We start from the raw sequence: 20,156 nt of genomic DNA, 5'->3' as shown, positions 1-20,156 counted from the left end.
TCCCCTTTCTAATCCAAAAGTCTGCGGCCTTTGGTAAATGGAAAGACAGGTCCGTCCAGGCACACATAGGTGTCATCAATTTTACAATGTCCGCATTTTCCGATTCCGCAGCACATTTTCCGTTCATGGGAAATCCAGATATTTTCTTCTTTCAGTCCGACATCCAAAAGTCCCTGAGTGGTAAAGCGCATCATGGCAGGTGGCCCCACCACGATTGCAGTGGTTTCTTCCTTGTTTTTCAGCTTCAGTTTCGGTATATACTGGGTGACCAGACCAATCTGGCAGGCAGTGTCATCCTCTGCGCAGTCAACCGTCAGTATAACTTCCATTGCCTGTTTCCATTTGCCGAAGTCTTCCAGAAAAAGAATGTCCTTCGGTGTCTTAAATCCGGCGATGAGGGTCATGCCCTTTGTTTCGTCCATATGAGTGGAGAAATAATCAACCACGCCTCTCACAGGAGAAAGACCGGTTCCACCGGCTATGACCAGCAGCTCTTTTCCCCGGTAATTTTCTAAGTCAAAGCCATTACCGTAAGGACCTCTCAAAAACAGACTGTCTCCCTGATAACGCTCAAAGATTTCCCCAGTCACCTTTCCTACCCGGCGAATGGTTAAATCAACGGAATCCTCCCGGATGCCGCTGACCGAAATGGGAGCTTCCCCGAATTTGGGAATGGAAACCTCGAAAAACTGACCTGGTTTTACCACACCGTGATAAGCCATGCGGAAGGTGTATTCGATGTCTGTATGACGGATTACCTCCCTGATCTCAGAACGGAAGGGAAGATATTCGTTATGATTCATTTTCATTTACCTCCTTCATAGCATCTTCCAGCTGATTGATGCAGTGGGAAAATGAGATGTACTCCGGACACACATCGTCGCACCGGCCGCAGCCTACACACATATGAATCCCATTGCGCTTCTTGTAATCATATACTTTGTGCATGACTTTAAAGCGCATGCGCTGACCGTTATTCTGACGGTAGCTGCCGCCTCCGGCCACATCAGTGAAGCCATCTGTCATGCAGGAAGCCCATACTCTGCGGCGCTCTCCAACTTTGCCGTTATCGGTATAAAAAATGTCCTGCATGGTAAAACAGGTACAGGTAGGGCAAACAAAATTACACCGTCCGCAGTTGATGCAGCGGCTGTCATATTGTTTCCACATGGATGATTTCATGACATCTAAGGAGAGAGACTCCGGGATGTTTACCTGTGTTTCTGTCTCAGATACATAAGAAGGGGTTACATCTGCCTGTTTTGTACAGCCTGAAGCAAACAATTCCTCCCATTGGGGATTTTTATTATCAATTCTCACACCTTCTTTGGAAAGCTCCATGGAAGCATGGTAGTCGTCTGAACGGTTGGTTCCCATGTCCACACAAAAACAGCTCTCGAAGGATTCCTTACAGCCCATAAGTACGAATTTCACCCTGTCCCGAAGACGTTTATAATATGGATCTTCTGCGCCGTTATGGAGATACATGGTATCTAAGCGTTTCACTGCATGAAGATCGCAGCTGCGCAGAAAAATGATGGCCTGCTTTACCGGAGCTTCCGGTTCCTTTACGGAATCTTCCGTAAAATAAAATAAGGTTTCCGAGATAGGAAGAAGAATCTCTTTAAAAGAAAAATCTGACTTTTTATCAAATACAATTTCTTCAAAAGACTGGATTTCGCCGTAATGAACCGCATCCGTATCAGAAAATGCCCCTCCGTTTTTCATCAGCATGGGAGCATAGATGACGGAATCCTTTTTCCACTGGCAAAACACCTCATTGACTTCTTTTAAGTTCATGATATATCCCATGCTACGCCTCCTTTTTTCTGGAAATCAGATAGTAGGGAACAGCCGTAAATAAAATTCCGCCTGCCATATTGCCAAGAGTTACAACCAGAATATTGTAAAAATATCCGGAAAGGGAGACTGCCGCATTACCTGGGCTTAAGATTCCCACAGTGAGCAGAGTCATGTTGGCAATGCTGTGTTCATAGCCGCTTGTAATGAATGCAAAGAGACACCAGAATACCATGATTAATTTCCCGCTTTCTGATTTGCAGCGGAAGCCGCACCAGATTGCAAGGCAGACCAGGATGTTGCAGAGAACTGCTCTTAAAAAGAGGGGGATAAGAGGGATTGCCATTTTAGCAGCAGCAGCATTTGCCATAAATTCTCCCACAGGACCCTTTGTCAGCCCTGCGCCCCAGAAAATCAGGGCAAGAAGAATGGATCCGGCCCAGTTTCCAAGCAAACAGACCACCCACAGCTTTCCTGCCTCCCAAACTGTGGCCGTACCACTGAAAACTCCGCCTGCCATAATTAAATTATTGCCGGTAAACAGTTCCGCACCTGCCATGATAACAAGACTGAGGGCGATGCCAAAGGATGCACCCATAATAATCTTGACGTAAGGCTGATCTGAGATCATACCTCCTGCGGAAAAAATAAGCAGGATTCCAAAACCGACATAAATGCCTGCCAGCATGGCAGCAACCCAGTAGCCTACAGGATTGTTTTTCAGAAATCTCGATTTATTTTCTGCTGCTTTTGCTAACGTTGAATATTCTTCCTGAAACATAAACAACCTCCTTGTTTATTTTTTATCAAACTACCCACAAAAACAGTATAATAAAGAAATAAAAAAATCACCGTGATCAAAATCACGGTGACTTAAAAAAAACAGACAGGGCGTCTCTGTCAGGGATGATAATTTTCCCACGCTTGACATGGACCAGCCCCTGTTCAGTTAAATGCTTCAGCTGACGGGATACAGTTTCCCGTCTGGACCCTAACATATCGGCCAGATAAGTGACGCTTAAATCCATATTGATTAAGGTCCCTTCCTCATGGGGAATTCCGTAATCCTTAGACAGGCGCCACAGCTTTGCAGCAATTTTCTTTTCCCCATGTACGGAGTTGGAGGTGTTCTTTAACTGGCGGTATAAGCGTCGGTTTTTTAACGCGAGGGAATCAAGTATCAGTTTCGTCAGTTCAAAATCATGACGCATGACAGCCAGAAGATCCGTCTTCCCAAAGCACAGAACCAGAGAAGATTCGAATGCTTCGCAGTTAATGGAGGCGGGCATATTCTGCAAAACCTCCTCGTTAACCAATTCCCCTTTTCCTAAAAGAAAAACCGTTTTTCTTTCTCCCTGGGAATTGATTTTATACAGGGATACGAAACCGTCTATTACAATATAGAGAGTATGGTTCATTTCTTTATCCCAATATAAGTGTGCCCCTTTTGGAAAACGACGGAGGCTGCCGCAGGCAATCAGTGCAGCGGCTGATTTTTCTGATATATTTTTGAAAAATTCAATACTGAAACAGGCTTCTTTGATATCCATTAATCCGCTTCATAAAGAAGCTCTTACACCTGCCTTTCATTTGCATGCTGTATCCGTGTATTATACTATACCATGAAATCCAACGCAAGGAGCAGGAAAATAGTGTTTTGAAAAAGTGTCCGTACTCCAAATGGGGCATAGATAACATTATTTATCTCCTACTGTCCCATTATTCAAATTTTATGATGCATTCTATAATGTTTGGGGCATATCAGCAGTCGGATCTTTATTCATGCCCCGCAGTTATCAAGCTTGCGAGGCACTGATAAAATCTATTCACTCCCTCTGCCCCATTTCTCCAATTTTAGGATCTATTCTACACTATTTAGGGCATAGCAGCAGATAGGTTCCTGACTATGCCCCAAATAAGGATACGCAAAGCCAGAGCTGCCATGTAACAGCAAAAAATCCCCAGAACATCTCAGCTCTGAGGATTTTTACCTGGCTTACTTCTTTTAGTCCTCACCGTGTTTCATAACATGAACCCCCAATAGCAGCACCAGATAAAAGATACTTACGATTCCAATATGTAGTGCTGTTTTAATAAACAGGGGCAGGCACGCAAATGGATCGGCAAAGGTAAAGACAGCATAATAGATACCGATTGCCAGTATCATGAGTGCCGATGGTTTTGCGATCATATCCCATGCGTTCCATATAAAATCCACCATTTTCCTTAAAGTAAGCACATGCATGAAAGCCAGAAGCAGTTCACTTGCCAGAGCTCCCACCAGATAGGCAAATATTCCCAGCCGGGGGATACCAAAAATCACAAACAAAAGCCTCAGTGTCATGGCGATCACATTCTGGGTAAAGGTAATGGAGGTTTTGCCAAGTCCGTTTAAGATACTTCCCATGGTGGTGGCCATATAAAGAAATGGGCAGAGCCATGCCAGCACGGTCATGTACTGACCCGCAGAACTGTCTTTAAATACACTGACGCCCAGGTCATCCCCGAATAAGGTAAAGATTCCGATGCAGAGAATTCCCACATACATACAGTACCGAAGGGACATAGAGATAGCGGTTCCGATCCGCTTTTCATTGCCTTCGGACTGAGCTTCTGCCACTGTAGGCAGTAAAAGTACTGCAAGAGAATTGAATACGGTGGAGGGAAACAAAATAAAGGGCAGCGCCATACCGGTTAACACGCCGTATACGGAAAATGCGGCCGAATCGGAAAGACCTGACATCTGCAGTCTGCTGGGGATCAGAATGGCCTCCGCACTGGCAAGAATATTTAAAACCAGCCTGTTTCCCATAAGAGGAAGTGCCAGATGCATGAGTCCCGGAGCTGTTTCACTAAAATGGGAGGAATCATAAGCAAAGTCTTTAGCCATAACCGGCGGGAAAAAGCGGTAGGCAAAAACAGTAAACAGGGAGGACGCAGCTTCTCCGATTAAGTGGCCAAATACGGCCAGCTGAACCGTAATGGTGATTCCTGACTGGATCATAATATCGGCAATGAGGAAAACGGCACCGATTCTTATTATCTGTTCCATGATCTGAGCCAATGCCGGAACAGAGGGACGCTGCATACCATAATAATAACCGTTGATACAGGCATGAATGGCTGAGCAGGGAACCGATACTGCAAGAAATATAAGGAGAGGTGCGCAGCGCGGCTCCATTAATATGGAACCAGCAATAAAATCTTTAAACTGAATAATGAAATAAGCCAGTATCATGGAAATAGCCACTGAGATGATCAGACCACTTCTAAAAACAGAACGGCCCTTCTTCACATTAGCGGCTACGGACTGGGATATAGCGGTTTGTATGGAGCCTGCACAAAGAGCAAAGCAGATTCCAAACACCGGATGAATCAGATTAAAGATACCCAGACCCTCAGCTCCGATGGTACGGGAGAGGAAGATCCGGTAAAAAAAACCCAGCACCCGGGTGATGAGCCCGGCTGACGTAAGAAGAAGCGTGCCGGTCAGAAGAGCATATTTCCTTTTTGAAAGTTTCCTGGGGATCTTTAGAGAATCATTCATGAAATCTCCTGAAAAAGAGAATTATTATAAATATATGGAAATTGTTCTTTATTCATGACATAATCATAATGAGAATCATTCCTATTGAATTTCTAGGAAATGTGTGTATAATAGAAAATGTAGATGAAGCTTTTAACTTTAGAACTACAGAAAGGCGGAACTAACAAATATGAAACAACTGATTTATTTAGACAACGCAGCGACGACCAAAACCAGACCAGAGGTCGTAGAAGCCATGCTGCCTTACTTTACGGAATATTATGGCAATCCATCTTCCGTATACGAATTTTCCGGTATTTCCAAGAAAGCGGTTCAGGAATCCAGAGAGACCATCGCCAATTCCCTGGGAGCCAGGACAAACGAGATTTATTTCACAGCCGGCGGTTCTGAATCCGATAACTGGGCTCTCATTGCAACAGCAGAGGCCTATGCAGAAAAAGGAAAACACATCATTACCAGTAAAATCGAGCATCATGCCGTGCTTCATACCTGTGAGTATTTAGAGAAACGCGGTTTTGAGATCACGTATCTGAATGTAGATGAGAATGGATCCATAAAGTTAGACGAGCTGAAAAAAGCCATTCGTCCTGACACCATCCTCATTTCTGTCATGTTTGCCAATAATGAGATCGGCACCATTGAACCCATTAAGGAAATTGGTGAGATAGCAAAAGAGCATAACATCCTATTCCATACCGATGCAGTTCAGGCATTCGGTCATGTGCCCATTAACGTAGATGAATATCATATTGATATGTTAAGCGCCAGCGGTCATAAGATTAACGGACCAAAGGGAATCGGATTTTTATATATCAGAACAGGCGTGAAGTCCCGTTCCTTTATTCATGGAGGCGGACAGGAGAGAAAGCGCCGTGCAGGAACAGAAAATGTAACGGGAATCGTAGGTTTCGGTAAAGCGGTGGAGCTTGCAGTGGCAGGAATGGAAGAAAGAACCCGCAAAGAGACCGAGCTTCGTGAATATTTAATGGAACGCGTGTTGAAAGAGGTTCCATATACCAGAATTAACGGCAGCAGAAAGAGCCGCCTTTCCAATAATGTAAATTTTGCTTTTCAGTTTATTGAGGGAGAATCCTTACTGATCATGCTGGATATGAAAGGGATCTGCGGATCCAGCGGCTCTGCATGTACTTCCGGTTCTTTAGATCCGTCTCATGTACTGTTGGCAATCGGCCTTCCTCATGAGATCGCACATGGCTCTCTTCGTCTGACTCTTGACGAGGAAAATACCATGGAAGAGATGGATTATGTGGTAGAAGCCATTAAGGAGATCGTAGCCAAACTGCGCAGTATGTCTCCTCTTTATGAGGATTATATCAAGCATCAGGGGAACTAAAAGAGGGTAGATGAATTACCAGAAATGGAGAATATAGAATATGTATACAGAAAAAGTAATGGATCATTTTGAGCACCCGAGAAATGTGGGTGAAATAGAGAACGCCAGCGGCATGGGTACAGTTGGTAATGCAAAATGCGGCGATATTATGAGAATTTATCTGGATATCGATGAGAACCAGATTATTCAGGATGTAAAATTTAAAACTTTTGGATGCGGTGCGGCAGTTGCTACCAGCAGCATGGCTACAGAGATGGTAAAAGGAAAATCAATTCAGGAAGCGATGGAGGTAACCAATAAGGCTGTATGTGAGGCACTTGATGGTCTGCCCCCTGTAAAAGTTCACTGCTCCTTGCTTGCCGAAGAAGCTATTCATGCGGCGTTGTGGGATTACGCAACCAAGCATAACATTAAGATCGAAGGTTTGGAAAAGCCAAAATCTGATATCGGTGAGGAAGAAGTAGAAGAAGAATATTAATGGAAATGGGATTCTATGAAGAAAGCGAAAGTAGTAGTAGGAATGTCAGGCGGCGTGGATTCTTCCGTTGCAGCCTGGCTGTTAAAGGAACAGGGCTATGACGTCATCGGCGTAACCATGCAGATCTGGCAGGATGAGGATAACGTGACTCAGGAAGAGAACGGCGGCTGCTGCGGGCTCAGTGCCGTAGACGATGCCAGAAGAGTTGCCTGGGATCTTGGGATTCCCTATTATGTTATGAATTTTAAAGAAGAATTCAAATCCCAGGTCATTGATTACTTTGTGGACGAATACCAGAGAGGACGCACTCCCAATCCCTGTATCGCCTGCAACCGGTATGTCAAGTGGGAATCTCTTTTAAAGAGGAGCTTAGATATCGGAGCGGATTATATCGCTACAGGCCATTACGCCCAGATCGACCAGCTTCCCAACGGACGATATGCCTTAAAGAAGTCTGTAACTGCCGCAAAAGACCAGACATATGCGCTTTATAACTTGACCCAGGAGCAGCTTTCCTGTACCCTGATGCCGGTAGGTGCCTATTCCAAGGATCAGATCAGGGAAATTGCTGACCAGATCAATCTGAAAGTGGCCCATAAGCCGGACAGCCAGGAGATCTGTTTTATTCCGGATCACGATTATGCGGGATTTATAGAAGAGAACGCAGGGGAGAGAGCACCGGAAGGTGATTTTGTAGATTTAAATGGTCAGGTGATCGGACGTCATAAAGGTATCACACATTATACCGTGGGACAGAGAAAAGGTTTAAACTTATCTCTTGGTTATCCGGTTTTTGTGGTAGAGATTCGTCCTGAGACTAACGAAGTAGTCATCGGAAAAGGAGAGGATGTCTATTCTGACACTCTCTGTGCCGGACATTTAAACTGGATGGCAGTTGACGGTCTTCATGGAGAAGAGATGGAGGTAATGGCAAAGATCCGTTACAGCCATAAAGGTGCGGCCTGTACCATAAAAGAACTGGAAGATGGCGTGGTGGAATGCAGATTTAAGGAGCCGCAGCGGGCAATCACTCCCGGACAGGCCGTGGTATTCTATCAGGGTGAGTATGTAGTGGGAGGAGGAACCATACTGTGATAATCAGAAAGAACAGATGGCTGTTTCCGATGGCTCTGCTTTTGTGTGTCTTCCTGCTTTCGGGCTGTGGGAAAAAGTATGAAGCAGTACAGGCACCGGTTGTGGAGGAGGCCAATGGTGAATTAAGTGAAGAAGCCGATCCTGCTCCGGTGACCATTGAAGACGGAGAGAAAGAGGGAGCGGCTGCTGAAAAAATTTCCCACGAAGCCACGGTGACAACAGAGACAGCTCCTGAATTTCAAAAAGTAAATGAGACGGTCTATATCACAGGAAGCGGAGTGAACGTAAGAACCCAGCCTTCTGTCTCCAGCCAGATAGCGGCCACTCTGAATCAGGGAGCAGCTTTAGAGAGAACCGGATACAGTGAGAGTTGGAGCCGTGTCATCTATGAAAATAAGGAATGTTACGTGTCTTCTAAGTATTTATCTGCGGACAAACCGGCGGTTTTGTCAACCCAGGCACCAGTCATAGCCGGAAGCGGAAACGGCAGACTGATTGCCATTGACCCGGGACACCAGGCAAAGGGAAATCCGGAGAAGGAACCCATCGGACCCGGCTCATCCCAGATGAAAGCAAAGGTAGCATCCGGAACCCAGGGATCTGCCACCGGAATTCCGGAGTACAAGCTGACTCTGGCGGTTTCCCTGAAATTGAAGCAGGAACTGCTTAACAGAGGTTATCGGGTCTATATGATCCGTGAAACCGATGATGTCAATATCAGTAATGCGGAGCGGGCCAATATGGCAAATGAAAGCGGAGCGGATATTTTCATAAGAGTTCATGCGAATTCCTTAAATGACAGCTCCATAGCCGGTGCCCTGACCATGTGCCAGACTAAAAAAAATCCTTATAACAGCAGTCTTTATGGTAAAAGTGCAGCTCTGTCAAAGACAGTGGTGAATGGAATCAGCAATCAGACCGGATTCAGAAACCGTGGGGTTCAGGAGACGGATTCCATGAGCGGAATTAACTGGTGTAAGATACCTGTAACCATAGTGGAGATGGGCTTTATGAGTAATGCTGAGGAAGATAAGAAGATGGCGACGGATGAATACCGGGACAAGATTGCAAAAGGAATCGCAGATGGTATCGATGCCTATTATGCAGGCGGAAACTGATATATTTTCATTTCACAATACAGACATCTAAGAAAAGCCGGGAAGCAGGCGTGGTTTAATCCATACTGCTTTCTGGCTTTTCTGCTATGTTTACCCTGTTCAAAGGTCATAATGGACCATGAAAAGGCATACATTTTCCTGAAACGTTTCTACCAGGCAAGGAGAAAAGTAACATGGCAGATTATGGGCTTGCGTTATCAGGAGGAGGAACCAAGGGAGCGATTCACGTGGGCGTTCTTACGGCATTGGAAGAAAACGGTCTTTTGCCTGACCGGATTGCAGGAGCCAGTGCGGGCAGCATTGTGGCAGGACTTTACGCTTCCGGAATGGACATCGGTGCGTTGAGAGAAAACGTAAGATGGCTGGCAAAACATGGAGATAATTATATAGATCCCAATATTCTGGGAGTTCTTCTGTTTCTGCCCCAGGTGCTGCTTCACAGAAGTCCTTTACTGATGGGGTTAATCAAAGGCAACCGGCTTTTGCATTATCTTTGTGATTTAACCGAAGGACTGGAGATACAGGATTGCCAGAAGGGGCTTTTGATTCCCACAGTTGACTTAAACAGCGGCAACACCGTTGTGTTCACCAATTTATTTGAAGAGAAGGCACCTATATCTGCACTTCGTGAGGAGAATGTGAAGTGGCAGAAAAACGGGCTGTTATGTGATATTATGATGGCCAGTTCATCTGTTCCGGCCGTATTTTCCCCAAGGCCTATCAACGGGTATATGCTGGTAGATGGAGGAGTTACCAACAATCTTCCGGTGGATTTGTTCATTGCAGCAGGAGAATCCAGAGTGTTAGCTGTCGATATTGGTGATGCATATGATATGCCCAAGGATCATTCCATCATGGAGATTGCATTTCACTCATTTTCTATTATGAGCAGAGAGTTAAAAGACTGTCGTTCCAGCGGTGAAATTCTTCTTTTAAAGCCGCCGATTCCAAAAGGGGCAGGGCTTCTGACCTTTGAATACATGGAGGAATGTATGGAGAGCGGTTACGTATATACTAAAAAAATGATGCCAAGGATCAGGCGCGCTCTGGAAAAAACAACCTAAATACAGTATACTATATAAAAATGAACGCAGGAGGAATAATATGGAACTGACTTTTCGATATGCAGAGGAATCTGATACGCCGCTGATACTGGAATTTATCAAAGCGCTGGCAGAGTATGAGAAAATGCTTGATGAGGTAGTGGCGACAGAGGAGCTGCTGAAAAACTGGCTGTTTGATCAGAAAAAAGCAGAAGTGCTCTTTGCCCTGGCAGATGGGAAAGAAGTGGGATTCGCCCTGTTTTTCCATAATTTCTCCACATTTCTGGGCAGAGCCGGGATCTATCTGGAAGATTTGTTTGTAAGGCCTGAGTACAGAGGAAAGGGAATTGGAAAAGCAATGTTTCACAAATTAGGTGCCATTGCAAGAGAGCGGGGGTGTGGAAGACTGGAGTGGTGGTGTCTGGACTGGAATCAGCCCAGCATTGACTTTTACCGTTCCATGGGAGCCGAGTCCATGGATGAATGGACTGTTTACCGGATTGCCGGTCAGAAGTTAAATGATCTGGCAGAGACTTAAAAAAGAAACAGATACCACCGGCCTGATGCTGCAGGCTGGTGGTATCTGTTTCTTTAATATTTATCTTCCGTTATTGCATCCATCGGTTCGTGCTGTGGCTGTTCTATTGCTGCACTGTCACCCATCAGCTGAATCCAGCTGATTTCATCTTTCATAGCCTGAGCCTGGGCAGCCAGTTCTTCACTTGAAGCTGAGCTTTCCTCTGCAGTAGCCGCATTGGTCTGGACTACGGAGGATACCTGGGTTAACCCGGTGTTGATCTGCTGGATCGCATCCACCTGCTCTGCAGAAGCACTCCGGATCTTTTCCATAGACTCACCAAGGAAGTCTGCCTTGTCTGCAAGACCTTTCAGTATTTCTACCGTTTCTTTTGATAAGGTTTCTCCGTTTTCCACAAGTGAAGAGGAGTGTGCCAGCAGGGAAGAGGTTTCTCCGGCTGCCTCCGATACCTTGACAGCCAGATTGCGGACTTCATCTGCAACAACAGCAAAGCCTTTTCCTGCCTCTCCGGCCCTTGCTGCTTCGATTGCTGCGTTCAGTGCCAGAATGTTGGTCTGGAATGCAATATCTTCAATCACCTTAGTGATATTTGTGATCTGTTTTGAAGCCTCTCCGATTTCAGTCATGGCCTGGTTTAAATTCTGTATGTAGGAATTTCCTTTCGCAAGCTCTATTCCGGTCTGCTTTACATATTCATTGACTGTTGATACAGTATCCACATTTTCTTCAGAATGATGAGCCACATTGGATATGGAAGCGTTTAACTCTTCTACAGTGGCTGCCTGTTCCGTTGTACCGGAAGCTAAAAGCTGCGCTCCGGAAGAGATCTGATCTGCTCCGCTTGAAATCTGGTTAATGGAGTTTCTGAAATTTCCGAAGATGGTATTTAAATTGGTAATAATTCCATTGATCGATGTCTTAAGCTGGATAAAATCTGCTTTATATTCAGATTTGATGGTCTGGGTGCAGTTACCCTTCTCTACCCCGTCTAAAATAGTGGTTGCATCATTGATGATGGAGCGAAGAGAAGATACGGTATATTTTAGGGAAGTGGAAAGTGTGCCGATCTCATCGTCGCTCACATATTCAGGAACCTCGGTATGAAGGTCTCCCTGAGAAAGCAGTTCCAGTCTCTCCACCATTTTTATAATGGGATTTACAATGGGGGAGGCAATTCTCATGGCACATACCAAAGCAACAACTAAAAATACAGCGATAAAAATGATCATAGTGATAATGGAAATGTAAAATCCTTCCATAAGTTCAGATGTTTTGGCGGTTACACCGATGGACCAGCCGTCCGTATTTGGAATGGGGGCATATCCAACGGTAAGTGCATTACCTTTATAATGAATGTCTTCAATATCGGAATTACCAGCTGTCATGTTTTTTACCATCTTGGCTGCCTCAGAAATTGAGGAATCTGCATTGGCAGCTTCGATGTAATTATACTGTTGATTCACATTATCCTGATTCTTATGTGCAACAACAGTTCCTGTTTTATCCACAATGAATCCGTAGCCTGATTTGCCAAGGGAGATGTCATTGATCATTTTACTGAAAGAATCGCAGGAAAGCCTGGCAAATACAATACCTTTGCTTCCGTCACCTCTGATCGGGGCTGAGAGAATCATAATCATTTTTCCAGTTGTCTTGCTTAAGAGAGGGGAAGAGATATAAGTTTCTCCTCCGGTGGATTTCTGAAAATATTCCCTGTCACTGACATCGGTTCCATCCGAAGTGATTCCCTGGGGATTACAAACGACGATGGAATCAAATCCATTCTCCTGTGCCAGTTGATCCAGGTCATTCTTAAGCTGCTGTGATGCACTGGAGGTGATTCTTATTCTGTTATCTTTTGAGACTGCCTGGATTTTAGTCTTATAGATGAGTATGGAATTTTCAACCGAATGGTTGTAGGCGTTGGTGTTTTCCTGAATTCTCAGATGCATGTTATTTCTGGCATCCCGATAGACAATGATTGAATTAACAGTTCCAAAAAGAAGGGTAATAATTGTTGATAAAGCAGCGATACTGATCTGAAGCTTGCGTTTAATAGAGTTTTTGGTGCCGGTGTTAGGCTTTCGTTTTTTCTGTAACATTTTTTTCTCCTGGTCTGGGTTTTATTATTTTTCATCTTTTGTTAAAATTGGTTAATATGTAATCAGAGCAATTATAAAGCAAGAGGATAATGCTGTCAATTGTTCTTAATAAAAAAACAGGTACTGCCGCTGGGAATCCAGCTGGCAGTACCTGTCATAGAAAAATTTTTTATTTTTTTAATTCCTGCATCTTCATGGCACGAACCTTTAACGGAAGACCGAAAAGAGTGATGAAGCCTTCTGCATCGTGATGGTCATAGAGATCACCGGTGGTAAAGGAAGCAAGAGATTCACTGTATAAGGAGTATGGGGAAGTTGTGCCCGCTTTTATGATATTGCCTTTGTAAAGCTTGAATTTCACTTCTCCCGTTACGTATTCCTGAGTAGAGGTAACGAATGCCTGAACCGCCTCACGAAGTGGTGTAAACCATTTTCCTTCGTATACGATCTGCGCGAATTTATTTCCCATGTCTTTTTTCACTTCCATGGTTGCACGGTCTAAAACCAGCTCTTCCAGCTGCTGATGTGCCTCTAACAGAATGGTACCGCCAGGAGTTTCATAAACGCCTCTGGATTTCATACCTACAACCCGGTTTTCCACGATATCCACAATGCCGATTCCGTGTTTTCCACCCAGCTCATTTAATGTTGTTATAATATCGGATACCTTCATGGCTTTTCCGTTCACGCTGACAGGAATGCCTTTTTCAAAGGTCATGGTCACGTATTCCCCTTCTTCGGGTGCCTTTTCCGGTGATACACCGAGCACCAGAAGGTGATCGTAATTTGGTTCATTCGCTGGATCCTCAAGCTCTAAGCCCTCATGGCTGATGTGCCATAAGTTACGGTCACGGCTGTAGCTGTTGTCCGCTGAAAAAGGAAGATCGATGCCGTGCTGTTTGCAGTATTCTATCTCGTCTTCGCGGGACTGCATCGTCCAGATATCGGTCATACGCCATGGTGCAATGATCTTTAAATCAGGAGCGAGAGCCTTGATGCCAAGCTCAAAACGGATCTGGTCATTTCCCTTTCCTGTAGCTCCGTGGCAGATGGCGGTAGCTCCTTCCTTCCTTGCGATCTCAACCAGTCTTTTTGCAATGGCCGGACGAGCCATGGAAGTACCCAGCAGATATTTATTCTCATAAACTGCATTCGCCTGAACACAGGGGATAATGTAGTTGTCGCAGAAATCATCTACCAGATCTTCGATATATAATTTGGAAGCGCCGGATAATTTGGCTCTCTCCTCCAGACCATCAAGTTCATTTCCCTGGCCGCAGTCGATGCAGCAGCAGATAACTTCATAATCAAAATTTTCCTTTAACCATGGAATGATGGCAGTGGTATCAAGTCCGCCGGAATAGGCTAAAATTACTTTCTCTTTCATATATGATTCCTCCTCAATGGTTTTTGTATTTTCCTTGTTGAACTTTCATAAATATACAACAAAATCAGGAATAATGCAAGCATAAAATGAAAAATATAAAAACATCTTGCATAATATACAAAAGAGATGTATAATTATGAAAATCCTGGGAGGAACGTTAAAAGTCCGTTGAATGAAGCGGTCAGGACTGATACACAATAGAGAATAAAAAGGAGCGATGACGATGATTAAAGCAGGAATTATAGGATCAACCGGATATGCAGGCGGTGAGCTGGCAAGACTTTTACTCCAGAGAGATGACGTGGAGATCAAATGGTACGGTTCCAAAAGTTATGTGGACCAGAAATATGCTTCCATCTATCAGAATATGTTTGAAATCGTCGGCGATTCCTGCATGGATGATAATATAGAAGCATTGGCACAAATGGTGGACGTTATTTTTACGGCAACACCTCAGGGTTTTCTGGCCTCTGTTTTAAGTGAACAAATATTATCCAGAACCAAAGTCATCGATTTAAGTGCAGATTACCGGATTCAGGATGTAAACGTCTATGAAGAGTGGTATAAGATTCCGCACAAATCTCCTCAATATATAAAGGAAGCGGTCTATGGTATTCCGGAACTTAACAGAGATAAGATTAAAAAGGCAAGACTGATTGCCAATCCGGGCTGCTATCCCACCTGTTCGGAACTGACCATTTATCCGTTAGTAAAAGAAGGCCTGATTAATCCTGATACGATTATCATCGATGCAAAATCAGGAACTTCAGGTGCAGGAAGAGGAGCAAAGACTGACAATCTTTACTGCGAAGTGAATGAGAATATAAAAGCCTACGGAGTGGGGGTACACAGGCACACTCCTGAAATAGAAGAACAGCTCTCTTACGGTGCAGGAAAGCCGGTTACCATCAGCTTTACCCCTCATCTGGTTCCAATGAACCGGGGCATTCTTATAACCGCATATGCATCATTATCCAGTCAGGTTTCCTATGAGGAAGTGAAATCTGTTTATGACAAGTATTATGGAAGCGAGTTTTTCATCCGCGTACTGGATAAAGATGTGACACCGCAGACAAAATGGGTGGAAGGAAGCAATTTTGTTGATGTGAATTTTAAGATTGATCCCAGAACCAACCGGATTGTGATGATGGGGGCGATGGATAATCTGGTTAAGGGAGCAGCAGGGCAGGCAGTCCAGAACATGAACATACTTTTTGGGCTGGAGGAAAACAAGGGACTGAAGCTGATTCCTGTGTTTCCGTAACTATTTAACAACGATTGATCAGAGGTAAATTATGATAATTCGAACAATGACGATAGAAGATTATAAAGATGTTTTTGCACTTTGGTCCGGGATTAAGGGATTCGGAATCCGTGCGGCAGATGACTCCGAAGAAGGGATCGGTCGTTTTCTTCAGAGAAACCCGGATTTAAGCGTGGTTGCAGAAGAGAATGGAACCATAACCGGTTCAATCCTGTGCGGTCATGACGGGCGAAGAGGGACCTTCTATCATGTCTGTGTGGCAGAAGAATACAGGGAGCACGGAGTCGGTCATAAAATGGTACAGGAAGCGGTCAGCCGCTTAAGAAAAGAGGGAATTCATAAAGTGAATTTAATTGCCTTTTGCTCCAATAATCTGGGAAATCATTTCTGGAAAAAAGAAAATTTCACCTTCCGTGATGATTTGAATTATTATGATTTAGCCATCAGTGAAAATAACCAGACTAAATTTATCAGTTAACGGGGGAAATGAGATTATGAAATTAAAACGGATCAATACTGACTTTACTGTATGCAAATTAAGCGGACCGGAAGATCTGGCAAACCTGAATGAAAAATCAGGATTCTGGTTCATGGGAAAGACCGATGAGGAACTGTCTCTGGTATGCGAGACAAAATCAGTTCCGGAACACACTATGGAGAGGGAGGATGGGTTTCAGGCATTTCGGATTGAAGGTGTTCTTGATTTTTCCCTCATTGGTATCCTTTCTAAGATATCAACGGTGCTGGCGGATCATGGAATCGGTATTTTTGCCATATCCACCTTTCAGACAGATTACATACTTGTTAAAAAAGAGCAGTACGAAAATGCTTTAGAGGAGCTTGCAAAAGCAGGTTATACCATAATCGGCGACAGGGAGGACGTGTAATATGAAACAGATAAACGGAGGAGTAACAGCAGCAAAGGGATTTAAAGCTGCATCAACGGCAGCGGGCATTAAATATAAAAACAACAGGAAAGATATGGCGATGATTTATAGTGAGGTTCCATGTAAGGCAGCAGGTACATTTACTACCAATATCGTAAAAGCTGCTCCGGTTAAATGGGATAAAGAGATCGTGACCAGTTCGCCATTTGCCCAGGCAGTTGTAGTAAATGCAGGAATTGCCAATGCATGTACCGGAGAAGAGGGATTCTCTTACTGCAGCCAGACTGCAAAAGCGGCTTCTCAGTGTCTTTCTATTCCGGAAGATTCTGTTCTTGTAGCCTCTACCGGTGTTATAGGAATGAAGCTCCCCATCGACCGCATCACAGAGGGTGTAAAGGCAATGTCAGTGATGCTGGACGGCAGCGAGGAAAGCGGAACCGCTGCAGCACAGGCCATTATGACAACCGATACCGTGAAGAAGGAAGTGGCGGTCCGGTTAGAGGCTGGCGGAGCTGTCATAACCATTGGAGGCATGTGCAAGGGCTCTGGAATGATTCACCCTGACATGTGCACCATGCTAAGCTTTGTGACCACAGATGCTGCGATTTCCAAGGAACTTTTACAGGAAGCATTACGGGAAGACATCAAAGATACGTACAACATGATATCGGTGGACGGAGATACCTCTACCAACGACACGGTTCTTCTTCTGGCAAACGGGATGGCTGGTAATAAAGAGATTACCGAAAAAAATGAAGATTATCAGTTATTTATAAAGGCACTTAATTTTGTGAATGAAACGCTGGCAAAGAAGATGGCAGGGGACGGAGAAGGCTGTACGGCTTTATTTGAAGTAAAAATTATCGGCGCAGAGACAAAGGCACAGGCTGTGACTTTATCAAAATCAGTCATTACGTCCAGTCTGACTAAAGCAGCCATATTCGGTCATGATGCCAACTGGGGACGAATTCTTTGTGCTATGGGATATTCCGGAGCCACCTTTGACCCTGAAAAAGTGGATCTGTATTTTGAAAGCGCAGCAGGAAAGCTTCAGATCATTGAAGATGGTGTGGCACTTCCCTACAGCGAGGAAGAGGCAACAAAGATATTATCCCAGCCGGAAGTGACTGCGATTGCTGACATCAAGATGGGAGATGCTTCTGCAACGGCATGGGGCTGTGACCTGACCTTTGACTATGTGAAAATCAACGCAGATTACCGTTCTTAAGAATAGGGAGCAGACCCAAAGAAGGAGAGGAAAAATAAATGGAGCTGGATCAGAGCATTATGCAGAAAGCCGAAGTGTTGATTGAAGCACTTCCTTATATACAGAGGTTTAACCGTAAAACGATCGTGGTAAAATACGGCGGCAGCGCCATGGTAGATGAAGAACTGAAAAAACAGGTAATCCAGGATGTGGTACTTTTGAAGCTGGTAGGATTTAAGCCTATTATTGTCCACGGCGGCGGAAAAGAGATCAGCAGATGGGTGGAGAAGACCGGCATGGAGCCTCATTTTATCAATGGCTTAAGGGTGACGGATGAAGCCACTATGGAGATTGCAGAAATGGTTTTAAACCGGGTGAACAAAAGCCTGGTACAGCTTGTCAATGAGCTGGGGGTTAAGGCTGTGGGAATCAGCGGGAAAGACGGTATGATGCTGAAATGCCAGAAGCGCTATTCCAATGGAGAGGACATTGGTTTTGTAGGCGATATCACAGAGGTTGATACCCAGATTATTAATGATCTTCTGGAAAAGGATTTTCTTCCCATCATCTGTCCCGTAGGCTTTGATGAGGACTTTAAAACCTATAACATCAACGCAGACGACGCAGCCTGTGCCATTGCAACAGCCATGGAGGCAGGGAAACTGGCTTTTTTGACGGATGTGGAGGGCGTTTACCGGGATTTTCAGAATAAGGATTCTTTAATTTCTGAAATGTCAATTCATGAAGCTCAGGAGTTCGTAAGCGGAGGAACTCTTGGAGGCGGAATGCTCCCCAAACTTCAAAACTGCATTGATGCCATGAAACACGGGGTGTCCAGAGTACATATTATGGACGGAAGAATTCCCCACTGTCTGCTGCTTGAGATCTTTACAAACAAAGGAATCGGAACTGCAATCGTAAGCCCGGGAGAGGAGCGTTTTTATCATGCTGAATAAACAGGAATATATCGATAAGGCGGAATCAGAGATTTATAAGACCTATAACCGTTTTCCAGTTGTCTTTGACCATGGGGACGGAGTAAGGCTTTATGATACGGAAGGAAATGAATACCTGGATTTTTTTGCAGGAATTGCAGTAGCTGGTCTTGGCTATAATGATGCGGAATTTAATGAGGCGGTAAAGGCTCAGGTAGATAAACTGCTTCACATTTCAAATCTCTATTATAATGTACCGTCTGTAGAGGCGGCAGGACTGCTTTTAAAGGCAGCCCAGATGGATAAAGTGTTTTTTACCAACAGTGGAACGGAAGCCATTGAGGGAGCTTTAAAAATCGCCAGAAGATACGCTTATAATAAGGACGGCGGTCATGACCACGAAATTATCGCCATGAACCATTCGTTTCACGGAAGAAGCCTGGGGGCACTTTCCGTAACCGGAAACGATCATTATCAGGAGCCGTTTAAACCCTTAATCCCCGGAATAAAGTTTGCCGATTTCAATGATCTGGAAAGTGTGAAGGCTGTTGTAAATGAAAAAACCTGTGCCATTATTATGGAAACTGTTCAGGGAGAAGGAGGGATTTATCCTGCCACCCAGGAGTTTTTATCCGGCGTAAGAGACCTTTGTGATAAAAATGATATTCTGTTAATCCTTGACGAGATACAGTGCGGAATGGGGCGCACAGGCTCCATGTTCGCCTGGCAGCAATATGGCGTGAAGCCCGATGTGATGACGGTTGCAAAGGCGCTTGGCAACGGAGTTCCAATCGGTGCATTCCTGGCAGCAGGAAAAGCGGCTACAGCCATGGTGCCGGGAGATCACGGCACTACTTACGGTGGAAATCCGTTTGTGACCGCTGCAGCGTACAAGGTTTTAGAGCTGTTTGAAAAACGGGATATCGTGAATCATGTAAAGGAAATTGGGGATTATCTGACCAAAAAGCTGGTAAAACTGAAAGAAGAGTATGATATCATAACAGCCAGAAGGGGGATGGGACTGATTCAGGGACTGGAATTTACCGTACCGGTTTCCCCTATTATCAGCCAGGCATTGATGGAGCAGAAGCTGGTTATAATCAGTGCAGGTACCAATATAATAAGGTTTGTTCCACCACTTGTAATTGAAAAAGAGCATGTAGATGAGATGGTGGAAAAACTGTCTGCTGTGCTGGAACAACAAAAATAAATACAATGACTGAAATAGGAGAGAGCCGATAACCGAGTAACTGGGTTATCGGCTTTATATCTTTACGGCTGACTTATTGACAGGCGTTTATCCGCAGCTTTCCAGTTGTCAAAAAATCATTTTAGGAACAGCAGATTTCTCTTCTTTGCATTATAATAAAGCTACCACGTGGAAAAAAGAAAGGAGGCAGA

General features: G+C 44.5%; 19 protein-coding genes. 12 read left to right on the top strand and 7 right to left on the bottom strand.

The window, feature by feature from the left end:
• Nucleotides 1–8: 8 nt before the first annotated feature.
• The 5 genes from asrB to CRO04_RS00165 all read right to left on the bottom strand — a co-directional run bounded on the left by asrB (nucleotide 9) and on the right by CRO04_RS00165 (nucleotide 5,347).
• Nucleotides 9–803, bottom strand: coding sequence for an anaerobic sulfite reductase subunit AsrB (asrB, locus tag CRO04_RS00185; protein WP_097002219.1), 795 nt, complete (start codon nucleotides 801–803; stop codon nucleotides 9–11).
• On the bottom strand, nucleotides 793–1,812 hold the full coding sequence (gene asrA / locus CRO04_RS00180) for an anaerobic sulfite reductase subunit AsrA (protein ID WP_097002218.1): 1,020 nt from the start codon (nucleotides 1,810–1,812) through the stop codon (nucleotides 793–795). The genes asrB and asrA overlap by 11 nt, the downstream gene beginning before the upstream one ends.
• A gap of 1 nt (nucleotide 1,813) precedes the next feature.
• Nucleotides 1,814–2,581 (bottom strand): formate/nitrite transporter family protein, encoded by a 768-nt coding sequence (locus tag CRO04_RS00175; RefSeq protein ID WP_097002217.1) that lies wholly within the window; start codon nucleotides 2,579–2,581, stop codon nucleotides 1,814–1,816.
• A gap of 82 nt (nucleotides 2,582–2,663) precedes the next feature.
• Nucleotides 2,664–3,350, bottom strand: coding sequence for a Crp/Fnr family transcriptional regulator (locus tag CRO04_RS00170; RefSeq protein WP_097002216.1), 687 nt, complete (start codon nucleotides 3,348–3,350; stop codon nucleotides 2,664–2,666).
• A 455-nt stretch (nucleotides 3,351–3,805) separates the two neighbouring features.
• Nucleotides 3,806–5,347 carry a polysaccharide biosynthesis protein gene (locus tag CRO04_RS00165; protein WP_097002215.1) on the bottom strand — a complete coding sequence of 514 codons (1,542 nt, stop codon included), beginning with the start codon at nucleotides 5,345–5,347 and terminating at the stop codon, nucleotides 3,806–3,808.
• A gap of 169 nt (nucleotides 5,348–5,516) precedes the next feature.
• Between CRO04_RS00165 and nifS the strand changes: the two genes are divergently transcribed.
• The 6 genes from nifS (at nucleotide 5,517) to CRO04_RS00135 (ending at nucleotide 10,973) form a co-directional block, all read left to right on the top strand.
• Nucleotides 5,517–6,701, top strand: coding sequence for a cysteine desulfurase NifS (gene nifS / locus CRO04_RS00160; protein ID WP_097002214.1), 1,185 nt, complete (start codon nucleotides 5,517–5,519; stop codon nucleotides 6,699–6,701).
• A 40-nt stretch (nucleotides 6,702–6,741) separates the two neighbouring features.
• Nucleotides 6,742–7,179: a Fe-S cluster assembly scaffold protein NifU gene (gene nifU / locus CRO04_RS00155; protein ID WP_097002213.1), complete on the top strand. Its 438-nt coding sequence runs from the start codon at nucleotides 6,742–6,744 to the stop codon at nucleotides 7,177–7,179.
• A 15-nt stretch (nucleotides 7,180–7,194) separates the two neighbouring features.
• Nucleotides 7,195–8,274 carry a tRNA 2-thiouridine(34) synthase MnmA gene (mnmA, locus tag CRO04_RS00150; RefSeq protein ID WP_097002212.1) on the top strand — a complete coding sequence of 360 codons (1,080 nt, stop codon included), beginning with the start codon at nucleotides 7,195–7,197 and terminating at the stop codon, nucleotides 8,272–8,274.
• The gene (locus tag CRO04_RS00145; protein ID WP_242974294.1) at nucleotides 8,271–9,392 is read left to right on the top strand and encodes an N-acetylmuramoyl-L-alanine amidase; all 1,122 of its coding nucleotides are present in this window, start codon (nucleotides 8,271–8,273) and stop codon (nucleotides 9,390–9,392) included. Before mnmA ends, CRO04_RS00145 begins: the two co-directional genes overlap by 4 nt.
• Before the next feature lie 173 nt (nucleotides 9,393–9,565).
• The gene (locus CRO04_RS00140; protein ID WP_097002211.1) at nucleotides 9,566–10,456 is read left to right on the top strand and encodes a patatin-like phospholipase family protein; all 891 of its coding nucleotides are present in this window, start codon (nucleotides 9,566–9,568) and stop codon (nucleotides 10,454–10,456) included.
• A 40-nt stretch (nucleotides 10,457–10,496) separates the two neighbouring features.
• Complete coding sequence (locus CRO04_RS00135; RefSeq protein WP_097002210.1) at nucleotides 10,497–10,973, top strand: GNAT family N-acetyltransferase; 477 nt, start codon at nucleotides 10,497–10,499, stop codon at nucleotides 10,971–10,973.
• A gap of 53 nt (nucleotides 10,974–11,026) precedes the next feature.
• On the opposite strand, the gene CRO04_RS00130 is transcribed toward CRO04_RS00135, so the two are convergent.
• Together CRO04_RS00130 and CRO04_RS00125 are read right to left on the bottom strand one after the other, a co-directional pair.
• Nucleotides 11,027–13,075, bottom strand: coding sequence for a methyl-accepting chemotaxis protein (locus CRO04_RS00130; RefSeq protein WP_097002209.1), 2,049 nt, complete (start codon nucleotides 13,073–13,075; stop codon nucleotides 11,027–11,029).
• A 169-nt stretch (nucleotides 13,076–13,244) separates the two neighbouring features.
• Nucleotides 13,245–14,462 (bottom strand): argininosuccinate synthase, encoded by a 1,218-nt coding sequence (locus tag CRO04_RS00125; RefSeq protein ID WP_097002208.1) that lies wholly within the window; start codon nucleotides 14,460–14,462, stop codon nucleotides 13,245–13,247.
• Between the two features lie 223 nt (nucleotides 14,463–14,685).
• Between CRO04_RS00125 and argC the strand changes: the two genes are divergently transcribed.
• The 6 genes from argC to CRO04_RS00095 are packed head-to-tail and all read left to right on the top strand — an operon-like array spanning nucleotide 14,686 to nucleotide 19,965.
• Nucleotides 14,686–15,726: an N-acetyl-gamma-glutamyl-phosphate reductase gene (argC, locus tag CRO04_RS00120; protein WP_097002207.1), complete on the top strand. Its 1,041-nt coding sequence runs from the start codon at nucleotides 14,686–14,688 to the stop codon at nucleotides 15,724–15,726.
• 31 nt (nucleotides 15,727–15,757) lie between these two features.
• Nucleotides 15,758–16,204: a GNAT family N-acetyltransferase gene (locus CRO04_RS00115; RefSeq protein ID WP_166432432.1), complete on the top strand. Its 447-nt coding sequence runs from the start codon at nucleotides 15,758–15,760 to the stop codon at nucleotides 16,202–16,204.
• A gap of 16 nt (nucleotides 16,205–16,220) precedes the next feature.
• Nucleotides 16,221–16,613, top strand: a complete 393-nt coding sequence (locus tag CRO04_RS00110) for an ACT domain-containing protein (protein ID WP_097002206.1) — start codon at nucleotides 16,221–16,223, stop codon at nucleotides 16,611–16,613.
• Between the two features lies 1 nt (nucleotide 16,614).
• The gene (argJ, locus tag CRO04_RS00105) at nucleotides 16,615–17,841 is read left to right on the top strand and encodes a bifunctional glutamate N-acetyltransferase/amino-acid acetyltransferase ArgJ (RefSeq protein WP_097002205.1); all 1,227 of its coding nucleotides are present in this window, start codon (nucleotides 16,615–16,617) and stop codon (nucleotides 17,839–17,841) included.
• A 38-nt stretch (nucleotides 17,842–17,879) separates the two neighbouring features.
• On the top strand, nucleotides 17,880–18,776 hold the full coding sequence (gene argB, locus CRO04_RS00100; RefSeq protein WP_097002204.1) for an acetylglutamate kinase: 897 nt from the start codon (nucleotides 17,880–17,882) through the stop codon (nucleotides 18,774–18,776).
• Nucleotides 18,769–19,965: an aspartate aminotransferase family protein gene (locus CRO04_RS00095; RefSeq protein ID WP_420323203.1), complete on the top strand. Its 1,197-nt coding sequence runs from the start codon at nucleotides 18,769–18,771 to the stop codon at nucleotides 19,963–19,965. The genes argB and CRO04_RS00095 overlap by 8 nt, the downstream gene beginning before the upstream one ends.
• Nucleotides 19,966–20,156: the final 191 nt, after the last annotated feature.

Source organism: Lacrimispora amygdalina, from assembly GCF_900205965.1.
GTDB classification, from domain to species: Bacteria; Bacillota; Clostridia; order Lachnospirales; family Lachnospiraceae; genus Lacrimispora; species Lacrimispora amygdalina_A.
The sequence above is the reverse complement of the archived record's forward strand: the minus strand, read 5'-3'. Positions and strand labels throughout refer to the sequence as shown.